General features: G+C 66.0%; 9 protein-coding genes and 1 tRNA gene. 4 read left to right on the top strand and 6 right to left on the bottom strand.

Features of this window, described 5'->3' with window-relative positions:
* Window positions 1-196: 196 nt before the first annotated feature.
* Window positions 197-1,357 carry an acyl-CoA dehydrogenase family protein gene (locus tag AAIL17_RS15820; protein WP_424683821.1) on the bottom strand — a complete coding sequence of 387 codons (1,161 nt, stop codon included), beginning with the start codon at window positions 1,355-1,357 and terminating at the stop codon, window positions 197-199.
* A gap of 213 nt (window positions 1,358-1,570) precedes the next feature.
* Here AAIL17_RS15820 and AAIL17_RS15825 point away from each other — a divergent pair, with 213 nt between their 5' ends.
* The 3 genes from AAIL17_RS15825 (at window position 1,571) to metH (ending at window position 6,492) form a co-directional block, all read left to right on the top strand.
* Window positions 1,571-2,497, top strand: coding sequence for an ArsR/SmtB family transcription factor (locus AAIL17_RS15825; RefSeq protein ID WP_424683822.1), 927 nt, complete (start codon window positions 1,571-1,573; stop codon window positions 2,495-2,497).
* Between the two features lie 25 nt (window positions 2,498-2,522).
* On the top strand, window positions 2,523-3,617 hold the full coding sequence (locus AAIL17_RS15830) for a homocysteine S-methyltransferase family protein (protein ID WP_424683823.1): 1,095 nt from the start codon (window positions 2,523-2,525) through the stop codon (window positions 3,615-3,617).
* Between the two features lie 136 nt (window positions 3,618-3,753).
* Entirely contained in the window at window positions 3,754-6,492 is a 2,739-nt protein-coding gene (metH, locus tag AAIL17_RS15835; RefSeq protein WP_424683829.1) for a methionine synthase, read from the top strand.
* 96 nt (window positions 6,493-6,588) lie between these two features.
* Here metH and AAIL17_RS15840 read toward each other — a convergent pair whose 3' ends face one another.
* Window positions 6,589-6,915: a lipid-A-disaccharide synthase N-terminal domain-containing protein gene (locus tag AAIL17_RS15840; protein WP_424683824.1), complete on the bottom strand. Its 327-nt coding sequence runs from the start codon at window positions 6,913-6,915 to the stop codon at window positions 6,589-6,591.
* Between the two features lie 105 nt (window positions 6,916-7,020).
* On the opposite strand from AAIL17_RS15840, the gene AAIL17_RS15845 reads away from it, so the two are divergent.
* Window positions 7,021-7,095, top strand: a tRNA-Val gene (locus AAIL17_RS15845).
* A gap of 55 nt (window positions 7,096-7,150) precedes the next feature.
* On the opposite strand, the gene AAIL17_RS15850 is transcribed toward AAIL17_RS15845, so the two are convergent.
* Genes AAIL17_RS15850 through AAIL17_RS15865 form a run of 4 tightly spaced genes read right to left on the bottom strand, consistent with a single transcriptional unit; the run spans window position 7,151 to window position 14,082 of the window.
* Entirely contained in the window at window positions 7,151-7,735 is a 585-nt protein-coding gene (locus tag AAIL17_RS15850; protein ID WP_424683825.1) for a GspH/FimT family pseudopilin, read from the bottom strand.
* Window positions 7,732-8,112, bottom strand: a complete 381-nt coding sequence (locus AAIL17_RS15855; protein WP_424683826.1) for a DUF4124 domain-containing protein — start codon at window positions 8,110-8,112, stop codon at window positions 7,732-7,734. Before AAIL17_RS15855 ends, AAIL17_RS15850 begins: the two co-directional genes overlap by 4 nt.
* Window positions 8,113-8,162: 50 nt before the next feature.
* Window positions 8,163-8,579 carry a type IV pilin protein gene (locus tag AAIL17_RS15860; protein ID WP_424683827.1) on the bottom strand — a complete coding sequence of 139 codons (417 nt, stop codon included), beginning with the start codon at window positions 8,577-8,579 and terminating at the stop codon, window positions 8,163-8,165.
* 10 nt (window positions 8,580-8,589) lie between these two features.
* On the bottom strand, window positions 8,590-14,082 hold the full coding sequence (locus AAIL17_RS15865; protein ID WP_424683828.1) for a pilus assembly protein: 5,493 nt from the start codon (window positions 14,080-14,082) through the stop codon (window positions 8,590-8,592).
* Between the last annotated feature and the right edge of the window lie 158 nt (window positions 14,083-14,240).

Here is a 14,240-nt window from a genome sequence, read left to right on the forward strand (position 1 = left end):
TTTATCAATGATGGCGGAGAGGGTTGGGATGAGGGGCCGGGGCTCGCCCCGGACTGCAAAGAAAAGCCCGGGCAATGCCCGGGCTTTTTTACTTGGCGCTGGCCTGCGGATGAGGCGATTGTTAGCAGGCAAAGTTCCCCGCGAGCCTCGCCCCTCACCCCAACCCTCTCCCCGGAGGAGAGAGGGAGCCAGAAGCTCAGCGCAGGCCGGTCTCGTTGCGCGCGATCACGATGCGCTGGATCTCGCTGGTGCCCTCGTAGATCTCGGTGATCTTGGCGTCGCGGAAGTAGCGCTCCAGCGGCATCTCCTTCGAATAACCCATGCCGCCGTGGATCTGCACCGCCTGGTGACTGATCCACATCGCCGCCTCGGAAGCGGTCAGCTTGGCGATCGCCGCCTCGGTGCCGAAGCGCCCGCCGGTCCGCTCCGCCTCGCCCTTGGCCCAGGCCGCGCGCAGCGTAAGCAGCGTGGCCGCATCGAGCTTGCACTTCATGTCGGCGATCTTGGACTGGGTCATCTGGAAGGTGCCGATCGGCGCACCGAAGGCCTTGCGGTCGCGCGACCACTGCAGCGTCGCCTCGTATGCGGCACGCGCGATACCCACCGCCTGCGAGGCGATGCCGATGCGGCCGGCGTCGAGCACGCCCATCGCGATGGCAAAACCCTTGCCCTCCTGCCCGAGCATGTTCTCCTTCGGGCAGACGTAGTCGTTGAACTCGATCTCGCAGGTCGCAGATGCGCGAATACCAAGTTTCGGCTCGGTCTTGCCGGCGTGGAAACCCTGGCGCTTGGTGTCGATGATGAACGCCGACACGCCCTTGGCGCCGATGCCCGGCGTGGTGATCGCGAACAGCACGATGTAGCGCGCCACCGGGCCGGAAGTGATCCAGCTCTTCTTGCCGTTGATCACCCAGTCGCCGTCGGCGTTCTTCGTCGCGCGCGTGTGCATGGCCGAGGCGTCGGAGCCGGACTGCGGCTCGGTCAGCGCGTAGGCGCCGATGGCCTCGCCCGAGGCGATGGCGCGCACGTAGGTCTGCTTCTGCTCCTCGGTGCCGTGCTTGAGGATGCCGTTGCAGAACAGCGAATTGTTGACCGACATGATGGTCGAGGTGGCGGCATCGGCCGCGGCGATCTCGATCATCGCCAGCACGTAGGCGATCGGGTCCATGCCGGCGCCGCCGTACTCGGTCGGCACCTCGATGCCCATCAGGCCGAGCTGGCCCATCTCCTGGATGTTCGCAAGCGGGAATTCGCCCTTGGCGTCCAGCTCCGCGGCCACCGGCGCGATGCGCTTCTGCGCAAAATCGCGGGCGATCGACTGGATCGAAAGCTGGTCTTCGGTGAAACGGAAATCCATGGGGCGCTCCAAGACTTGGCGAAGCCCGCTAGTTTAACTGAACCGGCGCGCACCCCCGCAGGGTGGGCTTCAGCCCACCGCACGGCGCCGCCTCAGGGCTGGTGGGCTGGAGCCCACCCTACGCCGCCGCGCCTCTCGCGCACCGCCCGCCCTTGACGCCCGCGATCCCGCCGCCTAGCCTATCCATCTTCGCATCGCGATAAAAGGATGAAAATGGATCTGGCGACCGCCTCCGGCGTCCTGCGCCTGCTGGCCGATCCCACCCGCGTGCGCCTGCTTGCCCTGCTGGAGCGCGAGGAACTGACCGTGGCCGAGCTGGCCCAGGTGCTGCACCTGGCGCAGCCGCGCGTGTCCACGCACCTGGCCAAGCTCAAGGAGGCCGAACTGGTGCGCGACCGCCGCGCCGGCGTGTCGGCCTACTACCGCGCCAACAACGAGGGCGATTCGCACCGGCACGCGCTGCTGCATTCGCTGCGCGAGAGCATCGACGACGCGTTGCTGCGCGAGGACGCCGCGCGCCTGCCGGCGGTGCTGGCCAACCGCGCCCGCGCCGAAGGCTGGGCCGACACCGTCGCCGGCGACATGGAGCGCCACTACTCGCCGGGCCGCACCTGGGAGACCCTCGCCCGCTCGCTGCTGCAGCTGCTGGAAACCGGCGACGTGCTCGACATCGCCTCGGGCGACGGCATCACCGCCGAACTGCTGGCGCCGCACGCGCGCTCGATCGTTTGCGTCGATTCCAGCGAGCGCGTGGTCGCCGCCGCAGCGCAGCGACTGCAGGCGTTCGCCAACGTCGAGGTGCGCCAGGGCGACATGCACGCACTCGACCTGGGCAAGCGCCGTTTCGACCTGGTGCTGATGCTGCACGCGCTGACCTATGCCGAACGCCCGGCCCAGGCCGTGGCCGAGGCCGCACGCCTGCTGCGCAGCGGCGGCCGGCTGCTCGCCGTGACGCTGGGCCGGCACGCCCATCGCACCGCGGTCGAGCCGTTCGATCACCGCAACCTGGGCTTTACCCGCGAGGACCTGTCCCGCTTCGCCACCGAGGCCGGCCTCACCGTTTCCAGTTGCGTCCGCCTGAGCCGTGAACGCAAGGCGCCGCACTTCGAAGTGATCAGCCTGCTGGCGCGCAAACCGTAAGCCGAAAGATTCCGAGAGATACGACATGAGCACCCTGCCCTGGCTCCATCCCGATCGCGTCGCACGTCTCGAACAGGCGCTGCGCGAGCGCATCCTGATCCTCGACGGCGCCATGGGCACCATGCTGCAGGGACACGCGCTGGACGAATCCGGCTTCCGCGGCGAGCGCTTCGCGCACGGCCACGACAGCCGGCATAGCCATGCCGACCACGGCCACGCGCATCCCGGCGGTTGCGATCTGAAGGGCAACAACGACCTGCTTTCGCTGACCCGCCCGGAGCTGATCCGCGGCGTGCACGAGGCCTACCTGGAAGCCGGCGCCGACCTGGTCGAGACCAACACCTTCAACTCCACCCGCATCAGCCAGGCCGATTACCACCTGGAACACCTGGCCTACGAGCTGAACCTGGAAGGCGCCAGGCTGGCCCGCGCCGCCTGTGATGCGTATACCGCGAAGACCCCGGACAAGCCGCGCTTCGCCATCGGCGTGCTGGGACCGACCAGCCGCACGGCCTCGCTGTCGCCCGACGTCAACGACCCGGGCTTCCGCAACGTCACCTTCGAGGAGCTGGCCGGCAACTACTGCGAGTCGGCAGCGGGCCTCGTCGACGGCGGCGCGGACATCGTGATGGTCGAGACGATCTTCGACACGCTCAACGCCAAGGCCGCGCTGTTCGCGCTGTCCGAGCTGTTCCGCGAGCGCGGCGCACGGGTACCGGTGATGATCTCCGGCACCATCACCGACCGCTCCGGCCGCACGCTCTCGGGCCAGACGGCCGAAGCCTTCTACTACTCGGTCGCCCACGCGCGCCCGCTGGCCGTGGGGCTCAACTGCGCGCTCGGCGCCGCCGACCTGCGCCCGCACGTGCAGACCCTGGCGGATATTGCCGACTGCTACGTCAGCACACACCCGAACGCAGGCCTGCCCAACGCCTTCGCCGAATACGACGAGACGCCGGAGCAGATGGCGAGCGTGGTCGCCGGCTTCGCACGCGACGGGCTGCTCAACCTGGTGGGCGGCTGCTGCGGCACCACGCCGGCGCACATCGCGGCGATCGCCGAGGCGGTGCGCGGATATGCGCCACGCAGTCTGCCCGGCGCCGTGCAGGAGGCCGCATGAGTACCTCAGACCCGCTCCCTCTCCCCTCCGGGGAGAGGGTTGGGGTGAGGGGCCGCTCTAGCGACGTTCCAGCATCAAAGCCCGCTCTTTTAGCTCCTCCCGCAAGCCCCGCTCCCTCACTCCAGCCCTCTCCCCCATCCTTCGTAAAGGAGGGTGGAGAGGGAGCACAAGAAAAAGCAAAAGCAGACGCATGACCACCATCCGCCATACCCGCCTCTCCGGCCTCGAACCGCTGGTCCTCACCCCCGACCTGCTCTTCGTCAACGTCGGCGAGCGCACCAACGTCACCGGCTCGGCGCAGTTCAAGAAGCTGATCAAGGAAGACCGCTACGAGGAAGCCGTCGAGGTCGCGCGCCAGCAGGTCGCCAACGGCGCGCAGATCATCGACGTCAACATGGACGAGGGCCTGATCGACTCCGAGGCGGCGATGGTGCGCTTCCTCAACCTGATCGCCGCCGAGCCCGACATCGCCCGCGTGCCGGTGATGGTCGACTCGTCCAAGTGGAGCGTGATCGAAGCCGGCCTGCGCTGCCTGCAGGGCAAGGGCATCGTCAACTCGATCTCGATGAAGGAAGGCGAGGCCGCGTTCCTCGAGCAGGCCCGCAAGGTACGCCAGTACGGCGCCGCCGCGGTGGTGATGGCGTTCGACGAGGAAGGCCAGGCCGACACCTGCGCGCGCAAGGTGGCGATTTGCTCGCGCGCCTACGAACTGCTGACCGCACAGCTGGACTTCCCGCCCGAAGACATCATCTTCGATCCCAACATCTTCGCCATCGCCACCGGCATCGAGGAGCACAACAACTACGCGGTGGATTTCATCGAAGCCACCCGTGAGCTGAAGCAGCGCTTCCCGGCATGCCACGTTTCCGGCGGCGTATCCAATGTGTCGTTCTCCTTCCGCGGCAACAACGTGGTGCGCGAGGCGATCCATTCGGTGTTCCTCTACCACGCCATCAAGGCCGGCATGGACATGGGCATCGTCAATGCCGGCGCACTGGCGATCTACGATGACCTGGATCCGGAACTGCGCGAGCGCGTCGAGGACGTCGTGCTCAACCGCCGCTCCGACGCCACCGAACGGCTGCTGGAGATCGCCGACCGCTACAAGGCGAAGAAGGGCGAGGTGGTGGTCGAAAACCTCGCCTGGCGCGCCAAGCCGGTGCGCGAGCGGCTTGCCCATGCGCTGGTCCACGGCATCGACCAATACGTGGTCGAGGACACCGAGGAAGCCCGCCAGCAGGTCACCCGGCCGCTCGACGTGATCGAAGGGCCGCTGATGGACGGCATGAACGTGGTCGGCGACCTGTTCGGCGCCGGCAAGATGTTCCTGCCGCAGGTAGTCAAGTCCGCACGCGTGATGAAGAAGGCGGTGGCCTACCTGCTGCCCTACATCGAGGCGGAGAAAGCACGTACCGGCGACACCGGCAAGAGCAACGGCAAGATCGTCATGGCGACGGTCAAGGGCGACGTGCACGACATCGGCAAGAACATCGTCGGCGTGGTGCTCCGCTGCAACAACTTCGACGTGGTCGACCTGGGCGTGATGGTGCCCGCCCAGAAGATCCTGGATACCGCCATCGCGGAGAAGGCCGACATGATCGGCCTGTCCGGCCTGATCACCCCGTCGCTGGAGGAAATGGGCCACGTCGCCCGCGAGATGCAGCGCCAGGGCTTCACCGTGCCGCTGCTGATCGGTGGCGCCACCACCTCGCGCGCGCACACCGCGCTGAAGATCGAGCCGCACTACAAGTCGCCCTGCGTCTGGGTGAAGGACGCCTCGCGCGCGGTCGGCGTGGCGCAGTCGCTGGTCAGCAAGGAGCTGGTCGACGGCTTCATGGCGAAGATCCGCGCCGAGTACGCCGAAGTGCGCGAACGCCATCGCCACCGCGGTCCCGGCAAGCAGCTGGTGTCGCTGGAAAAGGCCCGCGCACAGCGCTTCAGCTGCAACTGGGCCGACTACGACCCGCCGCAGCCGGCCAAGCCCGGCGTCACCGTGTTCGACGACTACGACCTGGCGGAAATCCGCCGGTACATCGACTGGACGCCCTTCTTCCAGGCCTGGGAACTGGCCGGCCACTATCCGGCCATCCTCACGGATGAGGTGGTGGGTGTGCAGGCCACCGAGCTGTTCGGCGACGCGCAGAAGATGCTCGATCGCATCGTCGCGGAGAAATGGCTCACTGCCCGGGCCGTGATTGGCTTCTGGCCCGCGGCCAACATTATGGACGACGTCGAGATCCAGACGGACGAAGGCAAGGTCATGCTCCACCACCTGCGCCAGCAGGCCGACAAGCCGGTCGAGCGCCCCAACCTCTGCCTGGCCGACTTCATCACGCCGAAGGAGCACGGCAAGCCCGATTGGATCGGCGGCTTCGCGGTCACTGCGGGCCTGGGCATCGAGCCGCACCTGGAGCGCTTCCGCGCCGACAACGACGATTACTCGGCGATCATCCTCAAGGCGCTCGCCGATCGCCTCGCCGAAGCCTTCGCCGAACGCATGCATGAACGCGTGCGTCGCGAGTTCTGGGGCTATGCGCCAAACGAGGCGCTCGACAACGAAGCACTCATCGCCGAGGACTACCAGGGCATCCGCCCCGCCCCCGGCTATCCCGCCTGCCCCGACCACACCGAGAAGACCACCCTGTTCCGCCTGCTCGATGCCACCGCCAACGCGGGCATCGAATTGACCGAGGGCTTTTCGATGTACCCGGCCGCGGCCGTCTCGGGTTGGTACTTCTCCCACCCTGGCAGCCAATACTTCGTGGTCGGCCGTCTCACCCGCGAGCAGGTCGAGGACTACGCCAGGCGCAAGGGCTGGAGCCGCGAGCAGGCCGAGCGCTGGCTCGCCTCCAACCTCGACTACGATCCGGACTGAGGTTCCCGCCTGGGTTACTGCCCGCTTGCGGGTGATGCGCTCCGTCCCAGCCGGGCAAGGGCTCGCCTGGGGTGCGGGCTACCGCAGGCCCGCCACCTAGACTTCGTCGCCGGTGATGCTGTTCTTGCGATGGCGCAGATGCACCACCAGGTTGTAGACCGACACGAACACGGGGAAGAAATTGGAAAGGATACCCACCGAATCGTTCTTGCCCACGGTGAAATAAGCCAGCAGCAACGCACTGCCGCCCACCGACAGCCACCAGAACGCCAGCGGCATCACCACCCGCTTGTACCTGCGCGTGTAGTAGAGCTGCACGAACCAGCGGCTGGTGAACATGAAGGTGCCGGCAAAACCCACCAGCTTCCATGGCGTCAGGTGGAAATGCTGCAACGCATGCAGGATCGGGGCGAAGATGTCCATGGGCAGGCGCCTGACTGAAAGCCGGGCATTCTACCCAACGCGGCCGCACATCGCCGTGCCCATTGACCGGCTGCGCGAGGCCCCGTATAGTTGCGCGCTCTCGGCGGGCGATTAGCTCAGCGGTAGAGCACTGCCTTCACACGGCAGGTGTCGCAAGTTCGATCCTTGCATCGCCCACCACGCATAAAAAAGCCCGGCCTCGCGCCGGGTTTTTTCTTGGGGCATCCGCCTGGGATCAGCCGCAGCTTCCGCCTACCGCGATCGGCCGTATCGTCGCCCGCCCGGAGGTCGACAACAGCAATTGCGCGCCCTGGACCTTGTTCGTGCTCTCGCCGACCGAATCGCCGCTCGACGTCGGGCAGATCAGGAAGCTCAGCGGCTTGTCGCTGTTGACCGAGCCGTCCTGGCGAAAACCGACGTCGTTGACGGCTGCGCCGGTGTCGTCGACCAGACGGATGCTGAGCCCTTCCGTGGCCTGGCTGACGCGTTGCACTTCGTCGGCCGCGGTGAACGTCGCGCCCGGGCCCGGTGCCGTTTCCCGGTAGATCACCCGACCGCCCTCGAACGCATTGGACCCGGTGCAGGCCGTGCCGTCCGTACTCGCGCAGATCTCGGTGATCACCCGGCGGCTGATTGCGTCGTTACGGGCGTACTGCAGGTCGGCCAGCATCGCGTTCGATTGCGAGGTCACCGCGTTGCGCCTCACGAAACTGCGGAAGTTGGGCAAGGCGATGCTCGTCAGGATGGCGAGCACGATGATGGCGACCATCAGCTCGATGAGGCTGAAGCCGCCCGCCGGCCTGGACACATGCATGGTCATGGCTTGCTCCCTGCCCCGCAGAATTGGGAAATGCGCTGTTTGGCGCGCAGCTTGGCCTGTTCCCGCTGCTCGGCATCGAGCTTGGTGGCCGCATCGGGACTGTTGCCGCTGACCACCATGCGATGCTGCTCCAGCACCTTCAGATCGCTGCGTGCCGCTTCGCACGAACGCTGCCGGTAGGCCGCCTGTGCCTTGTCCAGGTCGGCCGTCGACTGCGTGGACGGCAGCGGCTGGGCCGGAGCGGACTGGCCGCCCTGGGTGGTATCCAGGCTGAGCGCCTTGGCCTTCTGCCCCGGTGGCGGTGTCGCACTGAAGTGGACCGTGCCGCTGGCGTCGGTCCACTTGTAGTAGGTCCCGTCCTGCGCCGTCGCGGCCATGCACAGGCATGCCGCGACGCATCCGGTCAACCATTTGCGGCGGACCATCTTCAGCGTCCCCAGCAGGCAGGATCGTTGGTGGTGGTGCCGGTCGAGCCCTGGCGCCCCGCCTGGTCCAGGCTCAGCGTCTGGCACGCCGCATCATCCCGCTTCTGCGTCCCGGCCGCCGTCGCTACCACCTTGAACGCGGTGCTGGACGTGCTGGCCGGATCGATCGCCACCTTGTAGTACGTGCCCGCGACGGAACTCGTGGCGCCAAGCGCGGCAAGGTCACTCGAGTAGGCGTTGTTGCTGTACAGGAACCGTTCCTGCTTCGCGGCGAGATCGGTCAGCGCGCGCTGCGCGTCGACGCGATGGGAGCGCACGCCGTACTTGCGGTAGGACGGAATGGCGATCGACGCCAGGATCGCCATGATGACCAGCACGATCATCATTTCAATCATCGAGAAGCCGTGCTGCCGGTCCATGCGATGCCCCTTACTTGTCCAACGGTTCATGCCAGGATACCTCGCTGCTGAGCACCGACTTGAGGGTGGTGATCTCCTTGCAGATGATCGCGCCGGTGGACGTCTGCACGCAGGCGGTCAGCTTGCTCTTGCCGGTGCCCTCGCCCACGTGCAGGCTCGGCGGCGCCGGCAGGCCCGGACCCATGTCGGTCGACCGGTTCACCGCCTTCTTGCCGTCCACGCTCGTGGTGCCGAAGGAGATCTCGGTGGGACTGGCCGTGCCGCTCTTGTAGTTGAGGCTGTAGAGGGCGCCGCGGCCCACGTCGGTACAGGTATCCGTACCCGGGAAGAACGTGCTGGTCAGCAGCACGCCACCCAGCAGGCTCTGCGCGCTGACCACGCGCTCGGCCGGCGTCTTGTCGGTGGTGGTGGTGGGCGCGGTCAGGTCCAGGTACCAACCCAGGCGCGAGGCGGAGTCGAAGCTGCCCAGCAACTGGTTGAAGGTATTGATGTTGGTGCCGCTGTCATCAGTCGCGCCGCTCACCGAGTTGTCGGTGAACACGTTGACGTTCGTGACATCGAGCAGATCGGACATCGCCAACGGCAGCACCTTGTATTGCTGGTCGCTGGTCGACAGCAGCGAAGTATCGATCAGGCCCACGATCTTCTGCCGTGCGGTCGATGACAGGTCGGTCTTGGTATAGGCGCGGCCTGTACCGAAGAACACCATGGGCGCACCGCGGTCGTTGCGACCGACCGTCGGACGAATCGTGATCGGCAGGTCCAGGTCCGAAATGATCCGCTGCGGCGTCCAGTTGTCCGGATCTGGATCGGGCTTGTCGTCGCTCATGAAGTTCAGCTTCCACAACGACCCGCCGAAGACATTGCCTCCCTTGTCCTGCACGCTGCCGAAATAGAGTCCCTCGGAGCGGCCATCGAGGTTGTAATCCGAGGCGATCAGGTCACCCGCGAAGCTGTTGGCACCCGGAGCCGGATTGGTCGTCGTACCGCCGATGGTGGTCAGATCGAACGTCTTGGCAGGCGTCGCCGAGCGCAAGGTCCCGGTGAAATCCTCCAGATCGTAGGCGCGGATCTTCAGCGACGTGGAAGCCACTGCGTTGCCGCCCTCGGACGAACCGACGCCGCCGTTGTCCGTGGTACCCGAACCGGTGAACAGGAAGAACTTGTTCGGACTGCCGGTGGTGTTGTCGCGGAAGATGGCGGCTGCGGGGATCGAGGAGGTATAGGTATCGACCACCTTGGTGATGTCGACGCACGAAGGAGACGTCGACTTGGTGTTGCTGTCGCACGTCGCCTTGCTGTCGGAAACTTCCGTATTGGTGAGCTCGGCGAGCAGCACCGGCGCCTTTTCCGGATTGGTCACGTCCAGTACGGCATAGGCGGAGAACGAGTTCTGCCGGGCGGACGTGCTGTCGGTTGCCGTGTTGACGGAAATCGGGCCGCCGCCGAAGCGGAACGGCACGATCAGGATGGTGCCCCAGCCGTCGGGATGATCGTCGTCATCGGCAAACACCTTCACGTCCTGGGCGATCGGGCTGCCATCGACGTAGAAGTTGTGCTTGTAGGCCGGATCCGCCAGCCAGCGCAGATGCGGCAACAGGTTGCCCGGCACGTAGGCCCACAGCTCGCCGCCCAGCGGATCGGCCGTCACCGACAGGCTGGTGTCGGTCGGCGTCAACTGCAGCTTCTGTTCCTTGGCGTTGTAGAAGCCGCCGTTGAAGGCATGCAGCATGCCGTCGTTGGCACCGACGTAGACCACCTGGCGACGACTGCGATAGTGGTCGCGGAAGGTGCCGTAGCTGGTGTCGCCGTACAACAGGTCGAAGGCCTCCGAGGGCGTGCCGACCACGACCGGAGTGGAATCGACGATGTCGCCCAGCCGCAGTACGCGCAGCGTGCCGTCGTTGTTGTAGTCGACCGTACGCTGGCGCCACAGGGCCGTGCCCTTGGTGTCCTTGTCGGTGAGCTCGTAGCCGCGGATCCACGCGACGATGCGCTTGGCGACGTTCGGGTCTGCCGTATTGAGGTAGCGGAAGTTGCCGCTGTAGGTGGTGGTCTTACCGGAAACCTTCGCGTCGCCGTAGAAGCCGCTGCCGGCGCTGGTGCCGCTGAACACGAACGGTTGCTGCTCGCCTGACTGGACGACGCCATCGTGGTTCTTGTCGATCCACGTGAAGATGTAGCGCCCGCCACTGGTGGCCGCGCTGTAGCTGCGGTTGCCGCTGGTCAGGTCGCTGTTGACGCCCGTATTGAAGTCCTTGGCCCAGAGCTGGTCCTGCGCACTCCAGACGGTCCTCAATTCATCCAGGCCGTGGTCGGTGATGGTCGCCTTGGTCTTGTCGAAAACCGTTACCGGCGAGCCATCGGCGCTCCCGGGCATGATCTCCCGGTGGAACTTGGTCTGGTTGTCGTTCGGGTCGTAGTAGAACTCGATCACCGGATCGACGTCGTAGCCATCGAGGACGGCCGCTCCGCTGGTGAATCCGTTGCCGTTCTCGCGCAGGTGGCCGAAGCTGTCGGTCCACAGACCGTTCAGCGTGCCGCTCCAGTCCGCCGCGCGATCGCTGGAGTCCTTGCGTTCGGCCTGGTAGAGCGCCTGATAGACCAGGCCGACGCCCTTGGCGCTGTTGGCTACCACTGCCGCGGCCGTACCGGAACCGGCACGCTTCAGGATGGCATCGAAGGTGCGGGACAGACGGTCCTGCAACTGCGCCGGGTTGCGCACCATGAAGTAGTTGTCCGGAAGGCCATCCTGTCCGGTGGCGCCCGTGTCGTTGACGATCGCGTCCCACTCCGTGGAATCCTGGCGATCAGGCAGCTTGTTGTTGTCCTGGTCGGCGAAGCCGCCGTACTTGGCCGCGAAGAACAGCGGGTTGGGCAGCGGCAACTGCTCGGACGGGCCGGTGCTCAGCTTGTCCGCCGCGGGCGGATTCCAGCTGCCCGCCGTGGGAGCGTTGCCGAACAACAGGCTGCCGTCCTTGCCACCGGGTCGAAGCACGGTGAACCTGGCCGCCTGCCCCGTCGCATTGTCGGCGCCCGCCATGGTGTAGCCGATGCGCAGGGCGTTGCCCGCATAGGCCGACAGGGCCTGCACCCGCGCCACCAGGAACTGGCCGTTGTTGGTGTTGACCTTGCCGGCCTTGCAGATCTGGGAATCGAGCGTGTCCTCGCAGATGTCGTCCTGGCCGTCCTTGTTGCCGTCGTAGGAACAATAGGAGCCTACGCAGAAGCTGAGCATCTCGATCACGTCATTGTCGTGGTCGTTGCCCCACTGGGAGTCCTCCCAGGTGATCGCGAAGCTGCCGCGCACCGGGCGCCGCTGCCCGTTGTAGGTGATCACCGTGGTGGGCAGGCCGTAGACCTTGGGATTGCCGTTCTTGTCCTTCTGCGTGGTCGACGTCTTGGCGCCCACGGTCAGGTTGCCCAGGTAGCAACTGCGCCAGCCCGAGGTGCTGTCCAGCGCGGCGCTGCCGTTGTTGTTGGCCTGGCATGCGGGCGTGATCGTGATGAAGTCCACCGGGCAGCTGTCGATGCTGTTGCCCGTCTCGCATACCGGAATGGTGAAGCTCGGCAGCGACTCGGCAAGGGCGATCGCGTAGGTCTGAACCTTCTGCGTGCCGGTCTTGTCCTTGCGCAGGTCGTTGGTCCACGCCTCGTAGGCAAGGCCCGCCATCTGATACCCGCCCTCGAGCGAGGGCACGTCGGGACAGATGCCGTGAGCCAGTGCGAGGTCGTCGATCTCGTAAGGCGTGCAGACGTCCTGGTAGGTGTTGCTGGTCAGGGCGCCATAGCGGCCGACCAGATACTTGGGCGGCGAACCGCTCGCATCGCTGCCAGCCAGGTCCTCGTTGGTGCCGACCAGGGTCGTCGCTGCATCGGCCTGGACCGGCAGCGCGGCGACGGTGGGAATCTGGTCGCTGTCGAAAGAGTTCAGGCCGGTGGTGATGACGATGATGCTGCAGTTGGCGCAATACGGGTTGCCGCCATCCTTCGGGTCCCTGTAGGGGTCGTGCCAAGTGGCCAACGGCAGGCCGCTGACCGCATTGATGCTCGTGTCGCTGACATTGAATATGGACGTCGGGGTGTTCTCGCCGCCGATATACCGCAAGGCCTCAGCGTACATCTCCGCCAGGGGATTGCCCGAATCCTTGCACTTGTAGGCGCTGCCACTGCTGGAACCCGGATCGTCCAGATGGCCGTTGGCGCCGTCCACGTCGCGCTGCAGGATGCCGTAGGTGCCGCAGTCGTTGTAGTTGTCCTTGTCCGGGTTCCAACCGGTAATGCGGAACCGGCTCAACGTGTTGACGATGCCTTCGTCACCGGAGTCCGTGTTGCAGAACTGTCCGGTCTGCAGGTTGACCTCATCGACCTTGCCGTTGGCCGGATCGTAGACGCAGGTTGCCGTGTCGGTGCCGTTGCCGGCGAACAGGCCGATGTTCCGGCGCAGTACGCCGCCGGCGCGAGGCTTGCTGTAGGTGCCCGTGATGAGGCCGAAGCGCATCGAGCCATTCTCGCCGTAGCGCTGCAGCAGGCCAGCCGGCTTCCAATGGTCGGTCGTGGTGCCGTCGCTGGCCGTCTCGGTGTATTTGCGGCAGAACGCCTCGCGGTAGCTGGACGTGCCGTCGCAGACCTGCACGCGCACCGTATAGGTCTTGTTGCCGAGGCCGTCGTTGGTGTTCGACGCGGAATCGGAAGGGTTGATGTCGCTGCCGGTTTCCGTGACGTCCTCACGCCAGCGGCACTGCTCGCGCGCCGTCGATGCCCACTCGGTATAGGCCCCCTTGGCTACCCGCAGTTGCGGCTCGCTGCTGGTGGTGGGCGACACGTTGCACAGCGACAGGCCCTTGCCGCCCGTGTTGGTGGTCGTGAACGGGGTGTACTCGTTGACGTCGGTGCCCAGGTAGACCTTCGCCCATGCATGCAGGTCGCTGGGAATGTACGAACGCTCCAGCACCGTGGTGTCTTTGGTATCGGTGGAGCGGTTGCCGCCGTAGAGCACCAGCCGCAACACGTCGATGCGGCTCATCGCCGCCCAGTTGAGGAAATTGCCGCTCCAGGCGGTGCCGTCGCACTCGTGCGCCTTGCCGTTGCCGTTGTCGTCGGTCGCCGAGGCGGAGGCCTTGAACACGTCGCTGCCGTAGCTGTAGCAGAGTCCCGAGTCGAAATAGCCGGAGTAGTCGAAGGCATCCTGGTAGGTGGTGTCGACCACGCCGTCGCCATTGAGGTCGGTGTAGTCGGTGTACGCCTTGATGTACAGCTGCTCGTCGCGCGACATCACCAGCATCACCAGCGGCGGCACCGCACCGACGTTGAGCAGGGGATAGGCGGTGTAGTTGTCCGCATTGGACGAACTGCCGTCACTGGTGGTCGAAATCGGCGTATCGAGCCCCACCCCGGCGGTTGTGTTGGCCGCATGCGCGGGGGGAACGACGCCGATGCCGGCCGCCAGCGTGATGAGGCACAGCGCCGCAATCGTGCGCAAGGATGCGTGGATGGTTCGCATGGGAATGTTCCCTTTTGCTTCAGTTGCGGATCGATTGGCGGTACTGGGCCATGGTGACGGCGCGGCCGTCGCCCGGCACGGTGCCGACACTCATCACTTCGAAATACATGCTGCCGCCGCCGGCGGCGGCGTAGCCGCAGATGCCGCGGTATTCCGCG

Origin of the sequence: Frateuria sp. YIM B11624 (genome assembly GCF_049727805.1) — a bacterium.
Classification (GTDB): domain Bacteria; phylum Pseudomonadota; class Gammaproteobacteria; order Xanthomonadales; family Rhodanobacteraceae; genus Frateuria_A.

Bases quoted from the DNA above. Each gene is read 5' to 3' on its own strand.
- AAIL17_RS15855 (WP_424683826.1), bottom strand. From the start codon at position 8,112: ATGGCCGCGACGGCGCAGGACGGGACCTACTACAAGTGGACCGACGCC.
- AAIL17_RS15825 (WP_424683822.1), top strand. From the start codon at position 1,571: ATGGATCTGGCGACCGCCTCCGGCGTCCTGCGCCTGCTGGCCGATCCC.
- AAIL17_RS15860 (WP_424683827.1), bottom strand. From the start codon at position 8,579: ATGGACCGGCAGCACGGCTTCTCGATGATTGAAATGATGATCGTGCTG.
- AAIL17_RS15850 (WP_424683825.1), bottom strand. From the start codon at position 7,735: ATGACCATGCATGTGTCCAGGCCGGCGGGCGGCTTCAGCCTCATCGAG.
- AAIL17_RS15830 (WP_424683823.1), top strand. From the start codon at position 2,523: ATGAGCACCCTGCCCTGGCTCCATCCCGATCGCGTCGCACGTCTCGAA.
- AAIL17_RS15840 (WP_424683824.1), bottom strand. From the start codon at position 6,915: ATGGACATCTTCGCCCCGATCCTGCATGCGTTGCAGCATTTCCACCTG.
- AAIL17_RS15865 (WP_424683828.1), bottom strand. From the start codon at position 14,082: ATGCGAACCATCCACGCATCCTTGCGCACGATTGCGGCGCTGTGCCTC.
- AAIL17_RS15820 (WP_424683821.1), bottom strand. From the start codon at position 1,357: ATGGATTTCCGTTTCACCGAAGACCAGCTTTCGATCCAGTCGATCGCC.